The organism is Microbacterium sp. LWH12-1.2, from assembly GCF_040675825.1.
Taxonomy (GTDB): domain Bacteria; phylum Actinomycetota; class Actinomycetes; order Actinomycetales; family Microbacteriaceae; genus Microbacterium.
Map to the genome: position 1 here is coordinate 2,038,110 of NZ_JBEGIJ010000001.1, position 15,894 is coordinate 2,054,003.

The 15,894-nt window shown below is 69.1% G+C and carries 12 protein-coding genes; 2 read left to right on the top strand and 10 right to left on the bottom strand.

What is annotated here, in order from left to right; all coding sequences use genetic code 11:
* Positions 1-15 precede the first annotated feature (15 nt).
* Genes MRBLWH12_RS09915 through MRBLWH12_RS09930 form a run of 4 tightly spaced genes read right to left on the bottom strand, consistent with a single transcriptional unit; the run spans position 16 to position 3,808 of the window.
* On the bottom strand, positions 16-1,389 hold the full coding sequence (locus tag MRBLWH12_RS09915) for an FAD-dependent oxidoreductase (RefSeq protein ID WP_363548549.1): 1,374 nt from the start codon (positions 1,387-1,389) through the stop codon (positions 16-18).
* 26 nt (positions 1,390-1,415) lie between these two features.
* The gene (locus MRBLWH12_RS09920; RefSeq protein ID WP_341973731.1) at positions 1,416-2,477 is read right to left on the bottom strand and encodes a polyprenyl synthetase family protein; all 1,062 of its coding nucleotides are present in this window, start codon (positions 2,475-2,477) and stop codon (positions 1,416-1,418) included.
* A 45-nt stretch (positions 2,478-2,522) separates the two neighbouring features.
* Positions 2,523-3,242: a ubiquinone/menaquinone biosynthesis methyltransferase gene (locus MRBLWH12_RS09925; RefSeq protein WP_341973730.1), complete on the bottom strand. Its 720-nt coding sequence runs from the start codon at positions 3,240-3,242 to the stop codon at positions 2,523-2,525.
* The gene (locus MRBLWH12_RS09930; RefSeq protein WP_341973729.1) at positions 3,239-3,808 is read right to left on the bottom strand and encodes a hypothetical protein; all 570 of its coding nucleotides are present in this window, start codon (positions 3,806-3,808) and stop codon (positions 3,239-3,241) included. Before MRBLWH12_RS09930 ends, MRBLWH12_RS09925 begins: the two co-directional genes overlap by 4 nt.
* 57 nt (positions 3,809-3,865) lie before the next feature.
* Between MRBLWH12_RS09930 and MRBLWH12_RS09935 the strand changes: the two genes are divergently transcribed.
* Complete coding sequence (locus MRBLWH12_RS09935; RefSeq protein ID WP_363548552.1) at positions 3,866-5,125, top strand: isochorismate synthase; 1,260 nt, start codon at positions 3,866-3,868, stop codon at positions 5,123-5,125.
* 184 nt (positions 5,126-5,309) lie between these two features.
* On the opposite strand, the gene MRBLWH12_RS09940 is transcribed toward MRBLWH12_RS09935, so the two are convergent.
* From MRBLWH12_RS09940 to MRBLWH12_RS09950, 3 genes are read right to left on the bottom strand one after another with little or no spacing between them, the layout of a single operon-like run.
* Entirely contained in the window at positions 5,310-6,164 is an 855-nt protein-coding gene (locus MRBLWH12_RS09940; protein ID WP_363548554.1) for a polyphosphate kinase 2 family protein, read from the bottom strand.
* A gap of 53 nt (positions 6,165-6,217) precedes the next feature.
* Positions 6,218-7,882, bottom strand: coding sequence for a 2-succinyl-5-enolpyruvyl-6-hydroxy-3-cyclohexene-1-carboxylic-acid synthase (gene menD, locus MRBLWH12_RS09945; protein WP_363548556.1), 1,665 nt, complete (start codon positions 7,880-7,882; stop codon positions 6,218-6,220).
* The gene (locus MRBLWH12_RS09950) at positions 7,879-8,229 is read right to left on the bottom strand and encodes a PLD nuclease N-terminal domain-containing protein (protein ID WP_341973725.1); all 351 of its coding nucleotides are present in this window, start codon (positions 8,227-8,229) and stop codon (positions 7,879-7,881) included. Before MRBLWH12_RS09950 ends, menD begins: the two co-directional genes overlap by 4 nt.
* 96 nt (positions 8,230-8,325) lie before the next feature.
* On the opposite strand from MRBLWH12_RS09950, the gene MRBLWH12_RS09955 reads away from it, so the two are divergent.
* Positions 8,326-8,988, top strand: a complete 663-nt coding sequence (locus tag MRBLWH12_RS09955; protein WP_363548558.1) for a 4'-phosphopantetheinyl transferase family protein — start codon at positions 8,326-8,328, stop codon at positions 8,986-8,988.
* Here the strand turns inward: MRBLWH12_RS09955 and MRBLWH12_RS09960 are convergent.
* The 3 genes from MRBLWH12_RS09960 to MRBLWH12_RS09970 are packed head-to-tail and all read right to left on the bottom strand — an operon-like array spanning position 8,945 to position 15,006.
* The gene (locus MRBLWH12_RS09960) at positions 8,945-10,306 is read right to left on the bottom strand and encodes a M1 family metallopeptidase (protein WP_363548560.1); all 1,362 of its coding nucleotides are present in this window, start codon (positions 10,304-10,306) and stop codon (positions 8,945-8,947) included. The genes MRBLWH12_RS09955 and MRBLWH12_RS09960 overlap by 44 nt on opposite strands.
* On the bottom strand, positions 10,303-14,244 hold the full coding sequence (locus MRBLWH12_RS09965; RefSeq protein ID WP_363548562.1) for a Pls/PosA family non-ribosomal peptide synthetase: 3,942 nt from the start codon (positions 14,242-14,244) through the stop codon (positions 10,303-10,305). The genes MRBLWH12_RS09960 and MRBLWH12_RS09965 overlap by 4 nt, the downstream gene beginning before the upstream one ends.
* Before the next feature lie 3 nt (positions 14,245-14,247).
* Positions 14,248-15,006, bottom strand: coding sequence for a hypothetical protein (locus MRBLWH12_RS09970; protein WP_363548564.1), 759 nt, complete (start codon positions 15,004-15,006; stop codon positions 14,248-14,250).
* Between the last annotated feature and the right edge of the window lie 888 nt (positions 15,007-15,894).

Here is a 15,894-nt window from a genome sequence, read left to right on the forward strand (position 1 = left end):
TCAGGCCGCGGCGCGCTACTCGCCGCGAGAGATGCGCACCATCTCGTCGCGCGGTACGACCTTGACGCGCGCCCGCTCCTCGGGTGCCCCCAGGGCGACCTCGTGCTCGTCGAGGCGGTGCCAGCCCTGAAGGTCGGTCCACTGCACGCCGCGCTCCGCCAGCAGTGCCGGGATCGCCGCCTCGGACAGCTCCTCCGGGTGCCACCAGGAGCCCTGGTCGTTGATGATGTGACGGACGGTCTCCATCGCGTCGGACTTGGTGTGGCCGATCAGTCCGACCGGTCCGCGCTTGATCCAGCCGGTCGCGTAGATGCCGGGCACACGCTGGTTGGAGTCCTTGGCGAGCACCTGTCCCTCGCGGTTCGGGATGACGCCGTGCTTCTTGTCGAATGGCACACCGGGAAGCGGGGATCCGAAGTAGCCGATGGCCCGGTACAAAGCTTGGATCGGAACCTCACGCATCTCGCCGGTTCCGACGGCAGCGCCCTCATCATCGGGCTGCGTGCGCTCGTAGACGAGTGCGGCGACCCGGCCGTCTTCATCCGTGCGGATCTCGACTGGACGCGCCCAGAAGTGCAGGTGCAGGCGACGGGATGCCGTACCACCGGCGTTGTTCACCGAATCGCGCTTTCGCCACGACTGCAGGACGCGGTCGATGACCATGACCTGCTTGTTGCTGGCGACAGCATCCTTCGAAGCCTCGTCGTAGTCGAAGTCCTCGTCGTAGACGACCATGTCGACATCGCGCAGCTCGCCGAGCTCGCGCAGCTCCAGCGGGGTGAACTTTACCTGTGCGGGGCCACGACGTCCGAAGACGTGCACGTCGGTGACCCGACTCGCCTTGAGTCCCTCGTAGACGTTGGCCGGAACCTCGGTGACGAGCAGATCTTCGGCGTGCTTGGCCAGCATCCGGGCGACGTCGAGGGCGACGTTGCCGTTGCCGATCACGGCGACCGACTCGGCATCCAGCGGCCACTCGCGCGGCACATCGGGGTGGCCGTCGAACCAGCTGACGTAGTCGGCGGCGCCGTAGGAGGCGACCGCGTCTACTCCGGGGATGTCCATCGACGTGTCCCGGATCGCGCCGGTCGCGAAGATGACGGCGTTGTAGTGCTTCTTGAGGTCTTCCAGATCGATGTCCGTGCCGAAGCGGACGTTGCCGAAGATCCGGATGTCGCCGCGGTCGAGCACGTCGCGAAGGGCGTTGATGATGCCCTTGATCCGGGGGTGATCGGGGGCGACGCCGTAGCGCACCAGGCCGTACGGCGCCGGAAGCTGCTCGAAGAGATCGATGGAGACGTCGAACTTGCGCTCGGCCTTGAGCAGGATGTCGGCGGCATAGATGCCTGCCGGTCCCGCCCCGACGATGGCCAGCCTGAGCTTGGTCATGGGGATCCTTTCGTCAGCAGCCGCGTTCAGCTCGAGCGCTCTGCGAGAGTTTCGGCGAATCGGGTGAGCGCATCGCGCACCGGGCCCTGAGGCAGCGGTTCGAGGGCCGCGACAGCATCCCTGGTCCAGGTGTGGGCGAGCTCGAGCGTCTTCTGCGTCACGGCATGGTCGCGCAGTTCCGCCAGCGGGCCGTCGAGAATCGCGGCATCCGCGCCGTCGGCGATCAGGGCGACGCCCTCGTCGATGCGCGTGGCGAGAGCACCGGCAGCGGCATCCGACTCGGCCTTCAACAGCAGATACGGCATGGTCGGCACACCTGCACGCAGGTCGGTGCCTGGCACCTTGCCGGTGTCCTCGGGCTTCGCGGACAGGTCGATCACATCGTCGAGAAGCTGGAAGGCGACGCCGATCTTCTCGCCGTAGACGCGCATCGGCTCTTCGAACTCGGATGGCGCGTTCGAGAAGATCACGCCGGCCTGCGTCGCGGCGGCGATCAGCGAACCTGTCTTGTCCGCGAGCACCTGGATGTAGAACGCGATCGGATCGTCGTCGGGCTGCGCGCCGATGGTCTCGTGCATCTGACCGAGCACCAGACGTTCGAAGGTGTCGGCCTGCAGCCGGATCGCGCGATCGCCGTGCCTGGCCATGAGCTGGCTGGCGCGGGAGAAGAGGATGTCACCCGTGAGGATGGCGACGCTGTTGCCCCATACGGCGTGCGCCGCCGGTACGCCGCGACGACGATCCGCGCCGTCCATGACGTCGTCGTGATAGAGCGAGCCGAGGTGCGTCATCTCCAGCGCCTTGGCGATGTCGATCACGGCGTCGGTGTTGCCGTCGCCGAGCTGCGCGGCCAGCAGCGTGAGCACGGGGCGGATGCGCTTGCCACCCGCCTCGTAGAGATAGCGGCTGGCGGCATCCGCCAGGGAGTCCGCGACGCGGAGGTCTTCAGCGAGACCCGTCTCGACCAGTTCGAGGCCGGTCTCGATCGTGTGGGCCACGCGGCGGGCGGCACGACCGATGAACACGCGGTCGCTAAAGCCGAGTCGGCTCGCCAGGCGCGAACCCGGGGCGGCGGGGCTCGAAGTCACGTCTCTCAGCCTACCTTCGTCGCGTGCACCGTTTGCGCGCCGTTCCTACGCGGGCTTCGTGGCACGGTGCAGAGCCACGATTCCCATGGCGAGGTTGCGGTACGCGACGTTCGTCCAGCCCGCCTCGCGGATCCACCCGGAGAACTTCTTCTGGTCCGGCCATTCACGGATCGACTCATTGAGGTAGTCGTAGGCCTCGCCGTTGGTGCCGGCGACGCGGGCGACCCGCGGCAGCACCTGGTCGTTGTAGACGCGGTAGGCGAAGCGGAACAGCTTGCCGGGAGGCGTGGAGAACTCGTTGATGACCAGTCGGCCACCGGGCTTCGTCACCCGCAACAGCTCGGCGAGAGCCTTCTTCGGGTCGTTCACGTTCCGCAGTGCATACGACATCGTCACGGCGTCGAACTCGGCGTCGCCGAACGGGAGGTTCGTCGCATCGGCCTCGACGAAGGAGAGGTTGCGCATGCTGCCGTGGCGGCGCTTCGCCTCGGCGAGCATCCCCGGCGAGAAATCCGCGGCGACGACATCGGCTCCGCTGCGAGCGAGAGACGCGGACGACGATGCGGTTCCGGCGCCGAGGTCGAGGATGCGCTCCCCCGGCTTCGGCGCGACAGCGCGGGTCGTCGCAGCACGCCAGAGCGCGTCATTGCCGAACGTCATCGCGATATTGGTGCGGTCGTAGCCCGCCGCGACCTGGTCGAACATCGCACTGACGCGGGCGGGGTCCTTGCCGAGGTCCGGGCGATTGGGCTCGTTCGGGGTCATAGGTCGAGTTTAGGCGTCGGTGCCAGTGCGAGAGCTTCGAGACGGTCGAGCCAGACGTCGGGGACCGCATCGCCGAAGGGCGGATGCTGCGCACGGACGCGCTCCTCGAGGTCGAGCGCGAGCGCCTCGAGGTGCGTCATGACCTCGGCCGGGTATCCGTAGCGGATGCTGTGCTCCGCCCACTCGTCACGATCATCGACCCAGGTGCCCCGCTCGCCTTCGACGCGCACGACGTCGAGATCCATGTCGATCCCCGTGACGAGCAGCGGATCATCCGACCAGCGGATGTCCCAGCCGAGGTCGATGTAGATCCGCATCCGCTTGGGGTGATCGCGATTGACGGTGAGGGCGAAGTCGCCGGCTGCGGGCACCAGGGTGACGTTCGGGGTGGCCGCGATGAAGGATGCCCCGGGGCGGGCGCTGCGCCAGCCAGTCGGCTGCCCGAGCCAGTCCCCCCACTCGTCGGAGCCGAGGTACACGCACTCGTGCCGCCAGTGCGCCGAGCCGTCCCATTTGCGCCACTGCATGATCATCTCGGAACCGGGCTCGGGACGACGTGCACTCATGGTTTCACTCTAGGCATCCCGGCAAGTCGACTCACCGCGGCGGAATAGGCTGGACGCGTGAACACCACTCACCTGGTCGTGGAGACACGGGAGATCGATCCGGTCGAGGACCTCCTCGCCTACGCGGACCCTGCCCGTCCGCTCGCCTGGCTTCGGCGCGGCGACGGGATCGTCGCCGCGGGCTCCGCATCCCCGCTCGTGATCCGCGTTCCGGCGGACTCCGGCGCTCCCCGTTCGCAACTGATCGCCGAAGCCTGGCGGGATGCCGCGGCATCCGCTCAGATCGACGACCCCGTCGGCCTGCCCGGGTCCGGACTCGTGGCCTTCGGCGCGTTCGCGTTCGACGAGGACTCCACTGCCGACAGCGTGCTGGTCGTGCCCTCGTTGCTCTTCGGCCGGCACCGCGGGCGCTTCTGGCGCACGCGGGTCCGCTCGTCCGCCGGCGAGTTCGTGGCGGACCAGGGCCTTCGCACCTACGGCCCGCACTGGGCGGGCACGGTCGGCCCCGGTCTGCAGACTCCGCAGGATTACCAGGAGTCGGTGCGTCAGGCTCTCGCACGCATCACGGCCGGCGAGCTGAGCAAGGTCGTGCTCGCGCGGGACCTCACCGGCTCGATCCCCAGGGGCTCCGACCTCCGCCGACTGGTGCGGGCGCTCGCGACCGAGTATCCCGACACCTGGACGTTCGCCGTCGACGGCCTCATCGGCGCAAGCCCCGAGACCCTCGTCACCGTGAAAAACGGCACGATCACCGCCCGGGTGCTCGCCGGCACGATCGGCCGCGGTGCCGACGCGGATGCCGACACGGCTGTCTCGGCATCCCTCGCCTCCAGCGACAAAGACCTCGACGAGCACCAGTACGCCGTGCAGAGCGTGCTCGCCTCACTCCGCCCGCATACCCGCGCTCTGGCCGCGAGCGAGCAGCCCTTCCTGCTGAAGCTGCCGAACCTGTTCCACCTCGCGACCGACGTGGAGGGCGAGCTGTCGGACGGCGAGTCGGCCCTCGACCTGGTCGGTGCTCTGCATCCCACCGCTGCCGTCGCCGGCACGCCGACGGATGCGGCGATCCAGGCGATCCGGGAGCTCGAGCCCTTCGACCGCGGGCGCTACGCCGGACCGGTCGGGTGGGTGGATGCCGCGGGCAATGGCGAATGGGCGATCGCGCTGCGCTGCGCCCAGTTCGACACCGGAGACGATGGCGACGCGATCGGCGTTACGGCTTACGCAGGGGCGGGAATCGTCGCGGGCTCGGATCCCGAGACGGAGCTGCTGGAGACCCGGGTGAAGTTCCGCCCGCTCGTCGACGCCCTGGCCTGACCTGACCTGACCCGCAACTCTCGGTCGTTGAGCGAGGAGCGCAGCGACGAGACGAAACGCGCTTATCCAACGTCAGACGCCGGTTGGGCACGTTTCGACTCGCGGAGACCCGCACTGAGCGAGCGAAGCGAGTCGAAGTGTCGCTCAACGACCGAGGAGAGAGTGGAATCATGGACCGGCGCGGTCAGCTGGCGGCGAGGCGCTTCTTCTCGGCCTTGACGTCGTAGTCGGCGACGGGCCACTGCGGGTCGATGTCCTGCAACGCGCTGAGCAGCAGCTCCTGCACCGCGAGGCGTGCGTACCACTTGTGGTTCGCCGGCACGACGAACCACGGCGCAGCATCCGTCGCCGTCCGTTCGAAGACGGTCTGGTATGCCGCCATGTAGTCCGACCACCGCATCCGCTCGTCGACGTCGCCCGGGTTGTACTTCCAGTGCTTGTCCGGACGGTCGAGTCTCTCCATCAACCGTTCCTTCTGCTCATCCGGTGAGATGTGCAGCATGACCTTGATGATGCGCGTTCCGGATGCCGCCACGCGCGCCTCGAAGTCGTTGATGGCCTCGTACCGGCGTTCGATCTCTTCGTCGGGAGCGAGGGCGCGGACGCGACCGATCAGCACGTCCTCGTAGTGCGAGCGGTCGAAGACGCCGATGAAACCGTGCGCCGGCAGGCGCTTCTCGATGCGCCAGAGGAAGTCGTGCGCCCGCTCTTCGTCGCTCGGCGCTTTGAACGCCGTGAGCAGCACACCCTGCGGGTCGACTCCCCCGACGACGTGCCGGACGATGCCGCCTTTGCCCGCGGAGTCCATCGCCTGCAGCACCAGCAGCACGGCATCCGTGGTCGCGCCGACGCGGCTCTCGGCGAACAACCGCTCCTGCAGAGCATCGAGCTCCGTGACGCGCGCCGCGAGCTCTTTCTTGCATCGAACCTTGTCGCCGTCGAATCCCGGCGTGCTGTCCGGATCGACATCGGCGAGCTGGAAGCCCTCACCCACGCGGAGGATGTCGGCGGGCTCTGTCGTCCAGCTGTGCGCAGTCATGACCTCATCCTGCCGAATACCGTCACGATCCGGCAGTCCCGCAGGGGAATTGCTCAGCGGGCCAGGGGGACCTCGATGAGCTGGCGGCCCCCGTACGGGGTCGTCAGCACCTGATCCAGCGCCGTCCGGGTCGTCACGCGCTGGTACTCCCAGCCGTAGGCGAGGGCGAGATTCTCCAGGCGCACCGTATGCGGAGTGTAGAACGCACGGTCGAGGTCGGCGCGCGGCGCGGATGCCGCCACTTCGAGTCCGTCGAAGATCGTGCCGCCGCCGTCGTTTCCGACGACCACCTGCAGACGCGGCTCGGCCTCGTCCGGTGGCAGCAGCAGCGCGCCGACGTCATGCAGGAAAGCGAGATCGCCGAGCAGCACCCGCGTGACGCCGGGCGCTCCGTCGGCCTGACTGGCGAGGGCGATGCCCGTCGCAGTCGCGATCGTGCCGTCGATGCCGGCGAGCCCGCGATTGGCGTGCACGGGCACCTTCTTGCCGCCGAGGACGGCGTCGGCGACGCGCACGAGTCGCGAGGATCCGAACATGAGCCGGTCGTGCGGCCAGGTCGCCCGCCACACCGCGTCGACGAGCAGTTCCCGATCGAGCGGGCGACGCACGGCGTCGAGTTCGGCTTTCACCGCATCACGGCGGGTGGCGAAGTCGGCCGACGCGAGGCCGTCCTGGTCGGGTGCCCGCTCGCTGAGGTCGACGGCTGCCGCGGCCGACGCTTCCAGCCACGCACCGAGCCAGGCGCGATCCGGCGCCCCGTCCTCGATCGAGACGGACGCGGCCGCGCGCGTGCGGTGGTTGAGGTTCAGCGCCTCGCCGCCGCGACGGATGGCGATGACGTCGACATCGGATCGGGAGAGCAGCCGCGCGACCTCGCGGCTGAGCGTGGGATGCCCGAAGACGACAGCCCGCTCGATTCGCCCGCCCAGGCCGTCGTCGCTCAGCAGGGCGCGATAGCCGTGCACGACGTGACGGCCGAACCGCGCTCCGCTGACGATCTCTGCGATCAGTGGCCAGGACCCGGCGTGCGCGATCTCCTCGGCATCGGGTCCGGCGTCGGCGCCGGCGATGACGACGGTACGCGGACCGCGCTCGAGCAACAGTGGCTCTTCCGCTGGCGGTCGGGGAGCCTGCCCCTGCGAGACCTCGATCTCGGGCAGGACGCCGGACAGCGGCTCCCGCGAGGGGAGATTGAGGTGCACGGGGCCGGCGACACCGGGGAGCCTGTTCTCGACCGACGCCCCCATCGCGGCGGCGACCGCCAGCGCGGCCAATCCGGTCCACTCCCCGTCGCCAGGAACCGCGGCATCGATCGCCGTTCGCACCCAGGGGTCGAAGATGCCGGACTGAATCGTGGCCTGGTTCGCCCCGACCCGACGCAGCTCGGGTGGCCGATCGGCGGTGAGCAGGAGCAGCGGAACGCCGGCGTGAAACGCCTCCATCACAGCCGGCAGCAGGTTCGCCACCGCCGTCCCCGACGTGCAGAGCACGGCGGCCGGAACTCCGGTCTCGCGCGCGATGCCCAGCGCGGTGAACCCGGCGACTCGTTCGTCGATCCGGACGTGCACCCGCAGGGTGCCCTCACGGGCGAAGTGCATGGCGGCGAGGGCCAGCGACTGCGAGCGCGAGCCGGGTGAGAGCACGAGATCGCGGACGCCGTGCCCGATGAGGTCCGCGATCAAGGATGCCGCAGCATCCGTCGCGGGCGACGAGGTCACGGGCGCGGTTCCGGCGTCGGACCCTCGTCGGTCTCGTCGTTCAGACGCGCGAGGTCTTCCTCGAGCTGCTGGATGCGGGCATCCTGCTCGGTCTTGTTGATGCTGCGCAGGAACGCGGGGTCGTCATCCGGCGGGATGTAGACGACCGCGCCGTTGTCGTTCGCGCGGCGACGGCCGATCACGAACCAGAGGATGCCGCCGATGACCGGGATGAGGACGACGATCGCCAGCCATGCGGCCTTGGACACGCCACGGTGCCGCGTCGCCGGCTGCACTGCGCAGTCGACGACACTGAACACCCAGAACACGGCGGCGAGGACGCCGCCGATGATCAACAGTCTCACCACCCCTCCAGTCTAGGCGTGCCTGCACTGTCGGGATCGGGCGTTGACAATGCAGCGGGGTGCGGATCGGCGGCAGCGCCCGCGACCTACGCTGGGAGGATGACCGTCGAACGGAGCACGATCGGCCCGGTCCGGCTCGCCTGGACCGACGTCGCCACGCGCTCCGGAGAGGCGGTCGCACAGTTCGGCGAGTCCCAGCAGCGACGGCACAAGGCCATGGACCCGGTTCGCGCCACCCGATTCGCCACCGGCCGTGCGCTGCTGGCGGACGTTCTCTCCGCCCTCACGCCGCTGGACGGCATCCGCATCTCCAGCGTCTGCGAGCGCTGCGGAGGAGATCACGGTCGTCCCCGCGTGCTCGGCGATCGGTTCGGTGTGAGCGTCAGTTACGCCGGCGACATGGTCGTCGCGGCCGCCGCCCGGCTGGACGGGATATCGGCGATCGGCGTCGACATCGAACGGGTGACCTCATCCGAGCACACCGCCCTCGCCGACCTCACGCCCTTGTTCGCCCCGCACCCGCCCCCGACGCTGCGCGGGTGGACGCTGATCGAGGCGGCGCTGAAGGCAGACGGCCGAGGCCTGCAGGTGCCGCCATCCGACGTGCGCTTCGAAGACGTCGTCCCGAAGGTGCTCCCCGGCGGACTCGCGGTGCGGATGCCGGGGCGAGATGCTCCGGTCGAAGTGGCCCCGGCGCCGGGACCTGCCGGCTTCGTCGTCAGCGTTGCGGTGATGTCGGCTGCTGCGGCACCATCCCCGTGACCGGAGCAGGCTCCACCGACAGCGCCGTCGCCGGCAGCGCAGGGAGCGCTTCCGCCTCGAGCCATGCGTCGAGCAGCGCGGCGAGCGGCCGGCCCGTCACTTCTTCAGCCAGTACCCGGAAATCCGTCGTCGTCACGGTCTTCCCGTGGAACCGTGTCGTCCATCGGTGCAGGATCTCGAAGAAGAGCACGTCTCCGACCGTGAGCCGCAGCGCATGGAGCGTCAGCGCGCCGCGCTTGTAGATGCGATCGTCGAACATCAGATCGGGTCCCGGATCGCCGAGCACGAGATCCTGCGGAAGCGCCGCGAGCCGGGCGTGGTGGGCGAGCGCCTTGGCGTGCGCGCTCGGTCCACCGGATCGCTCGGACCAGATCCACTCGGCATAGCAGGCGAAACCCTCGTTGAGCCAGATGTCGCGCCACCGGGTCAACCCGACGCCGTTGCCGAACCACTGATGTGCGAGCTCATGCGCGATGAGACGTTCGGATCCGCCGGCACCGTCGACATGGTTGGCGCCGAAGATGCCCATCCCCTGCGCCTCGAGCGGAATCTCCAAGTCATCCGGAGTGACGACGACGGTGTAGTCCGGGAGCGGGTAGGCACCGAACGACTCCTCGAACACCGCCATCATCCGCGGCAGGTCGGCGAGGTCCGCGTGGACCCTGCTCGCGAGCGGGCGCGGGTAGTGCACCTCGCCCTTCGTCTTCCCCAGGTCGAGCGCCTCGGTCGTGTATCTGCCGATCTGGAGGGTGACGAGGTACGTCGGTGTCGGAGCAGCCCGCTCGAACGTCCAGGTCGTCTTGCCGCCGCGCACCGCTCGCGAAGCGCTCCCCCCGGATGCGACCGTGTAGACCGAGTCGGTGGTGACCTTCAGCACGTAGGTCGCCCGGTCGGACGGCACGTCGTTGCAGGGGAACCAGGTCGGAGCTCCGGTGGGCTGGGAAGCGACGAGCACGCCGTCTTCGAGTTCTTCCCAACCGATCGTTCCCCAGCGCGATCGCCGGGGTCGAGGCGCACCGGCATACGTGACGCTTGCGGTGAACTCCGCACCCGCCGCCAGCGGACCAGCCAGCGAGATGCGCAGCTTGCGATCGCTCTGATGGACGGATGCGGGTCGTCGACCATCGACGAGCACCTTGCTCGCCCGGATGCCGACGAGGTCGAAGGACAGCGACGAGGTGGATGCGATGACCCGCCCGCGGATCACCGCGACGCCGGCCAGGCGGTTCGTGCTCACCTTGTAGTCGAGCGTCAGGTCGTAGTGCGCGACGTCGAGGTTCGCATCACCGGACTGGGGTGTGTACGGGTCGCCGGTCATGAGTGGTCCGCCTGGTACGCGCGCACCTTCACCGCACGCCAGGGGCCGATGGGATTGCCGCTCCATCGGCTGCCGATCGGCACCGATTCCCCGCGCATGACGAGTGAGGCCGGGCCGACCGTGGCGTTGCCGCCGATGGTCGCCGCAGGCAGGATCACACTGTGCGGCCCGAGCGTGGCGCCGGCTTCGAGTGTCACGGTGTCGGTGCTCATCACTCGATCATGGAACAGATGCGTCTGAACCACACATCCGCGGTTCACCGTCGACCCGTCGCCGAGAGTCACCAGATCGGGTTCGGGCAGCCAGTAGCTGTCGGTCCAGACGCCGCGACCGATCTTCGCGCCGAGCGAGCGCAGCCACAGCGCCAGGGCGGGTGTGCCGGCGGCCGCGTTGGCGAACCACGGCGCCGCGACCATCTCGGTGAAGGTGTCGGCGACCTCGGTGCGCCACACGAAACTCGACCAGAGCGGATGCTCACCGGGGCGGATCCGCCCGACGAACGCCCATTTCGCGATCGTCGAGACGGCGGCAGCGACGGCACCGGCGAGCAGCATCACGAAGCCGGACAGCACGCCGGCGGCCACGAGCCCCCAGCTGTCGATCAGTGCCGCGAGCACGAAGAAGACGGCGAGGCCCAGACCGCACGTGACGAACACCGCGATGAGGCGGCACGCCTCCCAGAGCGCCCGAGCCACACGCAGAGACGTGCGGGGCTTGTAGGTGCGGCTCAGGTCGGAGTCGTTCACGACCCGGCGCAGGCGCACAGCGGGAGATCCGAGCCAGGACGAACCCGGTTTCGACTTCTCCGGAGCCACCGACAGCACGGCGACGAGGCCGTCCTTCGGCACGCGATGACCGGGGCCTGCCATGCCGGAGTTGCCGAGGAATGCCCGCTTGCCGATCCTGGCGTGCGCGAGCCGCATCCACCCGCCCTTGAGCTCGTACGTGGCGACCATCGTGTCGTCGGCGAGGAAGGCGCCGTCGTCGATCGTGGTCATCGACGGCAGGAGGAGGACGGTGGATGCCTCGACCTCGCGGCCGACGCGTGCCCCCAGCATCCGGAGCCAGACCGGGGTGAACAGGCTGGCGTAGATCGGGAACAGCAGCGTGCGCGCCGAATCCAGCAGGCGTTCCACCGTCCATGCCTGCCAGGCGACCCGTCCGCGAACGGGATGCACTCCCTCGGTCAGGCCGATCGAGAGCAGTCGGGTGAAGAGCAGCACCGCGCCGGCGAAGGTGACACCGGTTGCGAGGACAGCCGGAATCAGCCAGAACAATGCGCCGGGAATCGCGGAAGCCAGCGACGTCGCACCCCGGATTCCCTGCGCGATGACGAGCGCCCCGACGCCGAAGGCGCCGAAGTGCAGGAGGCCCAGCGCAGCGGAGGAGAGCCCGTACGCCCAGAGCCAGCGGCGACGCGCGGGCGGACGCGCGGGGGCGAGCGGCTTCGATGTGCCGCCGACGCGTGCCGCCGGCGACCCTGCCCAGCGCTGTCCGGCGCGCACCCTGCCGAAGACGGCGGAGCCAGGCGCGATCTCGGCGCCGCGGCCGATCCTGGTACCCGGCGCGAGGGTGCTGCGCGAGCCGATAGTGGCGTTCGCGCCGATGCGGATGCCGCCGACGCGCACCGTGTCGCCATCGATCCAGTACCCGGTGAGGTCGACTTCGGGCTCGATGGCCGCTCCCTCGGCGACATCGAGCATGCCGGTCACCGGAGGAAGCGTGTGCAGATCGACGTTCGGGCCGATCTTGGCACCCAGCGCCCTGGCGTAGTACGAGACCCACGGCGCCCCGGCCAGACCCACCGGATCGATCTGGTGGGCGACCTGCTCGGCCAGCCAGAGACGCAGATGCACGCCGCCGCCCCGCGGATAGTCGCCGGGCTCCAACCCGAGGAGGAGCAGGCGGGCGAGCCCGGCGGAGACCGCCATCCGGCCCCATGGCGTGACGAAGAGCAGGAGGCCACCGGCGATGATCCACACCGGCGCCGTGGGCAGGAAATCGAAGCCGGGAACGAGCCGCAGGAGCCAGCTCGCGGTCAGCAGCCAGGTGACCCAGCGAAGGCCCGCGAGGATGAAGAGGGGCACCCCGGCGATGGTCTGCACCCACTGCATGACCCGTGGAGTCGGGCGTGCCCTGCTGAACGAATCGGAACGGTCTTCGTCGGACGACGCCGCGTCGACCGCATCCGCCATCTGCTTGAGACGCGGCAGATCGTAGACGTCTGCCATCGTGAATTCCGGGGCGCGAGCACGGATGCGGGAGACCAACTGCGCGGCGGCCAGCGACCCTCCGCCCAGCTGGAAGAAGTCGGCCTTCTCGTCGGTGGGACGGATGCCGAGCACGGTGACCCATTGCTCGGCGAGCCACGCCTGCGTGCCGGAGAGAGTGGAGTCCGCGGCGTCCGTGTCGACGAGCGGCCACGGGAGCGCTGCCTTGTCGACCTTGCCGGAGGTGCGCACCGGGAGATCGTCCATCACGGCGAGGAGCGGGATCAGGGGTGCGGGGAGCGTCTCGGCGAGTTCGGCCCGAGCGACCTGCCGATCGAAGCCATCGGTCGGGACGACATAGCCGACGAGCAGCGACACTCCGCCCTCGGACCGCTGGACCACGACGGTCGCCGCGGAGACGGCCGTCAACGCCTGCAGCGCGGACTCGACCTCACCGAGTTCGATGCGCCGCCCGCCGACCTTCACCTGGTCATCCGCCCGCCCCTGGAAGAGGAGCCCGGCCGCGTCGGCGCGCACGAGGTCACCGGAGCGGTACGCCCGGTCCCAGCCGAGAGAGGGCATCGGCGCGTACTTCTCGGCGTCCTTGACCGGGTCGAGATAGCGGGCGAGACCCACTCCCCCGATGATGAGCTCGCCGACTTCGCCATCGGCGACCGGTCGATCATCGGCGTCGACCACGGCGAGAGACCAGCCGTCGAGCGGAAGACCGATGCGCACCGGGCCCGTGCCGTCGAGGAGAGCCGCACAGGCGACGACGGTGGCTTCGGTCGGGCCGTAGGTGTTCCAGACCTCCCGCCCCTCGGCAACGAGCCGGGAGACGAGCTCCGGCGGGCATGCCTCGCCACCGAAGATCAGCAGTCTGACGTTCTCGATCGCGTCCTGCGGCCACAGCGCGGCGAGGGTCGGCACGGTCGAGACGACCGTGATCCCATGCCCGAGCAGCCACGGGCCGAGGTCTTCGCCCGAGCGCACCAGCGCACGCGGAGCGGGCACCAGGCACGCGCCGTGCCGCCAGGCGAGCCACATCTCCTCGCAGGAGGCGTCGAACGCGACCGACAGGCCGGCGAGCACGCGGTCGCCAGGACCGAGCGGTGCGTCCTGCAGGAAGAGGCGCGCCTCGGCGTCGACGAAGGCCGCTGCTGAACGATGACTGACGGCGACGCCCTTCGGCACACCTGTCGAACCCGAAGTGAAGATGATCCAGGCGTCATCCTCGAGAGTCGGCGGCGGCACCGTGGCGGTCATGCTCGAGTTCGGATGCGGGTCGGCGCCGTCGAACAGGCCGCCGGATGCTGCGGGCTCGGCTCGCGATTCGTCGTGGCGTGCTCGGTACTCGCCCTTTCCGGTGATGACGCCGCGAACACCGGCCTCACCAAAGACGAGATCCGCGCGCTCCTGCGGATCGTCGGCGTCGACCGGAACGTAGGCGGCGCCGACCGCCATGATCCCGAGGATCGCGAGGTAGAGCTCGCGATCCCCCGACGGCATTCGCACACCGACGCGGTCGCCACGACGCACACCCTGCACGCTCAGCCGGGTGGCGGTGCGCCACACGCTGGCGAGCAGCTCGGAGTAGCTGAGCGCACCGGCGGCATCCTCCAGCGCTGAGGCCTCAGGAAACCGCCGTGCGGTCTCCCGCAGCACGTCGATCAGCGTCCGTGGTGCCGGCGCTGCATCCGTCCGGTCGAGATACTCCTGCGCTGTCATCGATCAGGCGGACAGCAGAGCGAGCAGCTGCGCCTTGGTGAGCTTCGAGTAGCCGGTGCGCCCTGCGGCGCGTGCCCGTGCGCGCAGTTCGGCGACCGTGAGGCCGGCGAGATCTGTGGAGGCCTTGGGGGTTGCGGGTGCGGCGGCGGGCTTTGCTGCAGGCTTGGAGGTCGGCTTAGTCGTGGGCTTCACGGCAGGCTTGGTGGCCGGTGCCGTCTTGGTCGCTGACGCAGGCTTCGTTGCTGCCGCCGGCTTCGTCGCAGCAGCCGGCTTCGCCGCCGGCTTGGTCGTGGCCGCCGGCTTCGTCGCGACCACGGGCTTCGTCGCCTTCTCCGCCGTGACTTCCGACGTCACCGGAGCCGGCACTGACGCGGTCGCCGGCTTCGCTGCCTTGGTTTCCTTGTCCGTCTTGACACTCTTCTCGGCGGACTTCGCCGCCTTGCCCGCTTTCGCTGCGGCCTTCTTCGCCGCATCCTTCTTCGCCGCAGCGGCGGCGGCAGCGAGCTTGCTCTCGATCTTGTCCGATGCCTTCTCGATGCGGCCGATGGCGGCGACAGCCTTCTTCTCGACCTTGCGGGGCTTGCGCTCCACCTTCTTCTTCGGCGCCTTGGCGACGTCCTTCGCCTCGTCGGCGAGGGCGCGCAGTTTCTTCGCGTCCTTCTTGGGAAGGGTCTTGCTCAGGCGTTTGGCGTCCTTTGCGGCATCCGCCGCCGCTGCCAGGGCTGCGTTCGCCGATTTCACGGCCTTCGTCGTCTTCGCCATCGCGATACCTCTTCACTCATCGGGGGCGCCGCTGAACGGGTCGCGGCAGCGTGATACGGGCGATAAGGCTACAGGCCGAAAAAGAACGGCAGGGAAACGGCCTCGAGCAGACGTCACAGCGAGTCATGAGTGGTCGCCGCTGCGCTCTATCGGCCGGAGCCCACCGGGTGCACAATGTCGATATGAGCGAACGCTCACTCCCGGAGCAGCCGCCGACAGCCGGCGATCCCCTCCCGGAAACGGAGACGGAAGCCGCACCCGGGTCGAACGAGACGGATGCGGCCCTCGCCCGGCGCGCGCAGATACTCGCGACAGAGCATTGGGGCCTGCTGGCAGCGCGTAGCACCGCACAGAGCGAGGTGCTCACTCGCATCACGATCTTCCTCACGCTCGTCTCCGCCGGTCTTGTCACGATCGGACTCCTGGGCCAGGCATCGGAATTCCGTGGCTGGTTCGGGGGCGCGTCGATCGCGATTCTGGGGTTTCTCACGCTCATCGGTTTCATGACTCAGACCCGCGTCATGAACGTGTCCGAAGAGGACATGATGTACGTCGTCGCGATGAACAGACTCCGCGGTGCGTACGTCGACCTCGACCCGTCCGTCCGCGACGTCTTCCTCGCCTCGACGTACGACGACTTCGACGGCATGAAGGTGACGTACTCATTTCTGCGGCGCCGCGGCGCCAGTATCCTCATCGGCAGCTCGGCCATGCTGCTCATCGTCGTCAACGCCTGCGTCATCGGCCTCTTCGCGGGGTCGATGATCATCGCCGGCGGCGGTGCGTTCGAGTGGGCGGTGGCCGTCGGGATCGGTGTCGGGCTGCTCGACGGAGCGGGCTTCGCCACCTACGGGGGATCGGCTTCCGCTCGGCGTGGAACCACTACAC

Bases quoted from the DNA above. Each gene is read 5' to 3' on its own strand.
- MRBLWH12_RS09955 (WP_363548558.1), top strand. From the start codon at position 8,326: ATGACCGTCGAACGGAGCACGATCGGCCCGGTCCGGCTCGCCTGGACC.
- MRBLWH12_RS09925 (WP_341973730.1), bottom strand. From the start codon at position 3,242: ATGACCCCGAACGAGCCCAATCGCCCGGACCTCGGCAAGGACCCCGCC.
- MRBLWH12_RS09965 (WP_363548562.1), bottom strand. From the start codon at position 14,244: ATGACAGCGCAGGAGTATCTCGACCGGACGGATGCAGCGCCGGCACCA.
- MRBLWH12_RS09940 (WP_363548554.1), bottom strand. From the start codon at position 6,164: ATGACTGCGCACAGCTGGACGACAGAGCCCGCCGACATCCTCCGCGTG.
- MRBLWH12_RS09960 (WP_363548560.1), bottom strand. From the start codon at position 10,306: ATGACCGGCGACCCGTACACACCCCAGTCCGGTGATGCGAACCTCGAC.
- MRBLWH12_RS09930 (WP_341973729.1), bottom strand. From the start codon at position 3,808: ATGAGTGCACGTCGTCCCGAGCCCGGTTCCGAGATGATCATGCAGTGG.
- MRBLWH12_RS09915 (WP_363548549.1), bottom strand. From the start codon at position 1,389: ATGACCAAGCTCAGGCTGGCCATCGTCGGGGCGGGACCGGCAGGCATC.
- MRBLWH12_RS09970 (WP_363548564.1), bottom strand. From the start codon at position 15,006: ATGGCGAAGACGACGAAGGCCGTGAAATCGGCGAACGCAGCCCTGGCA.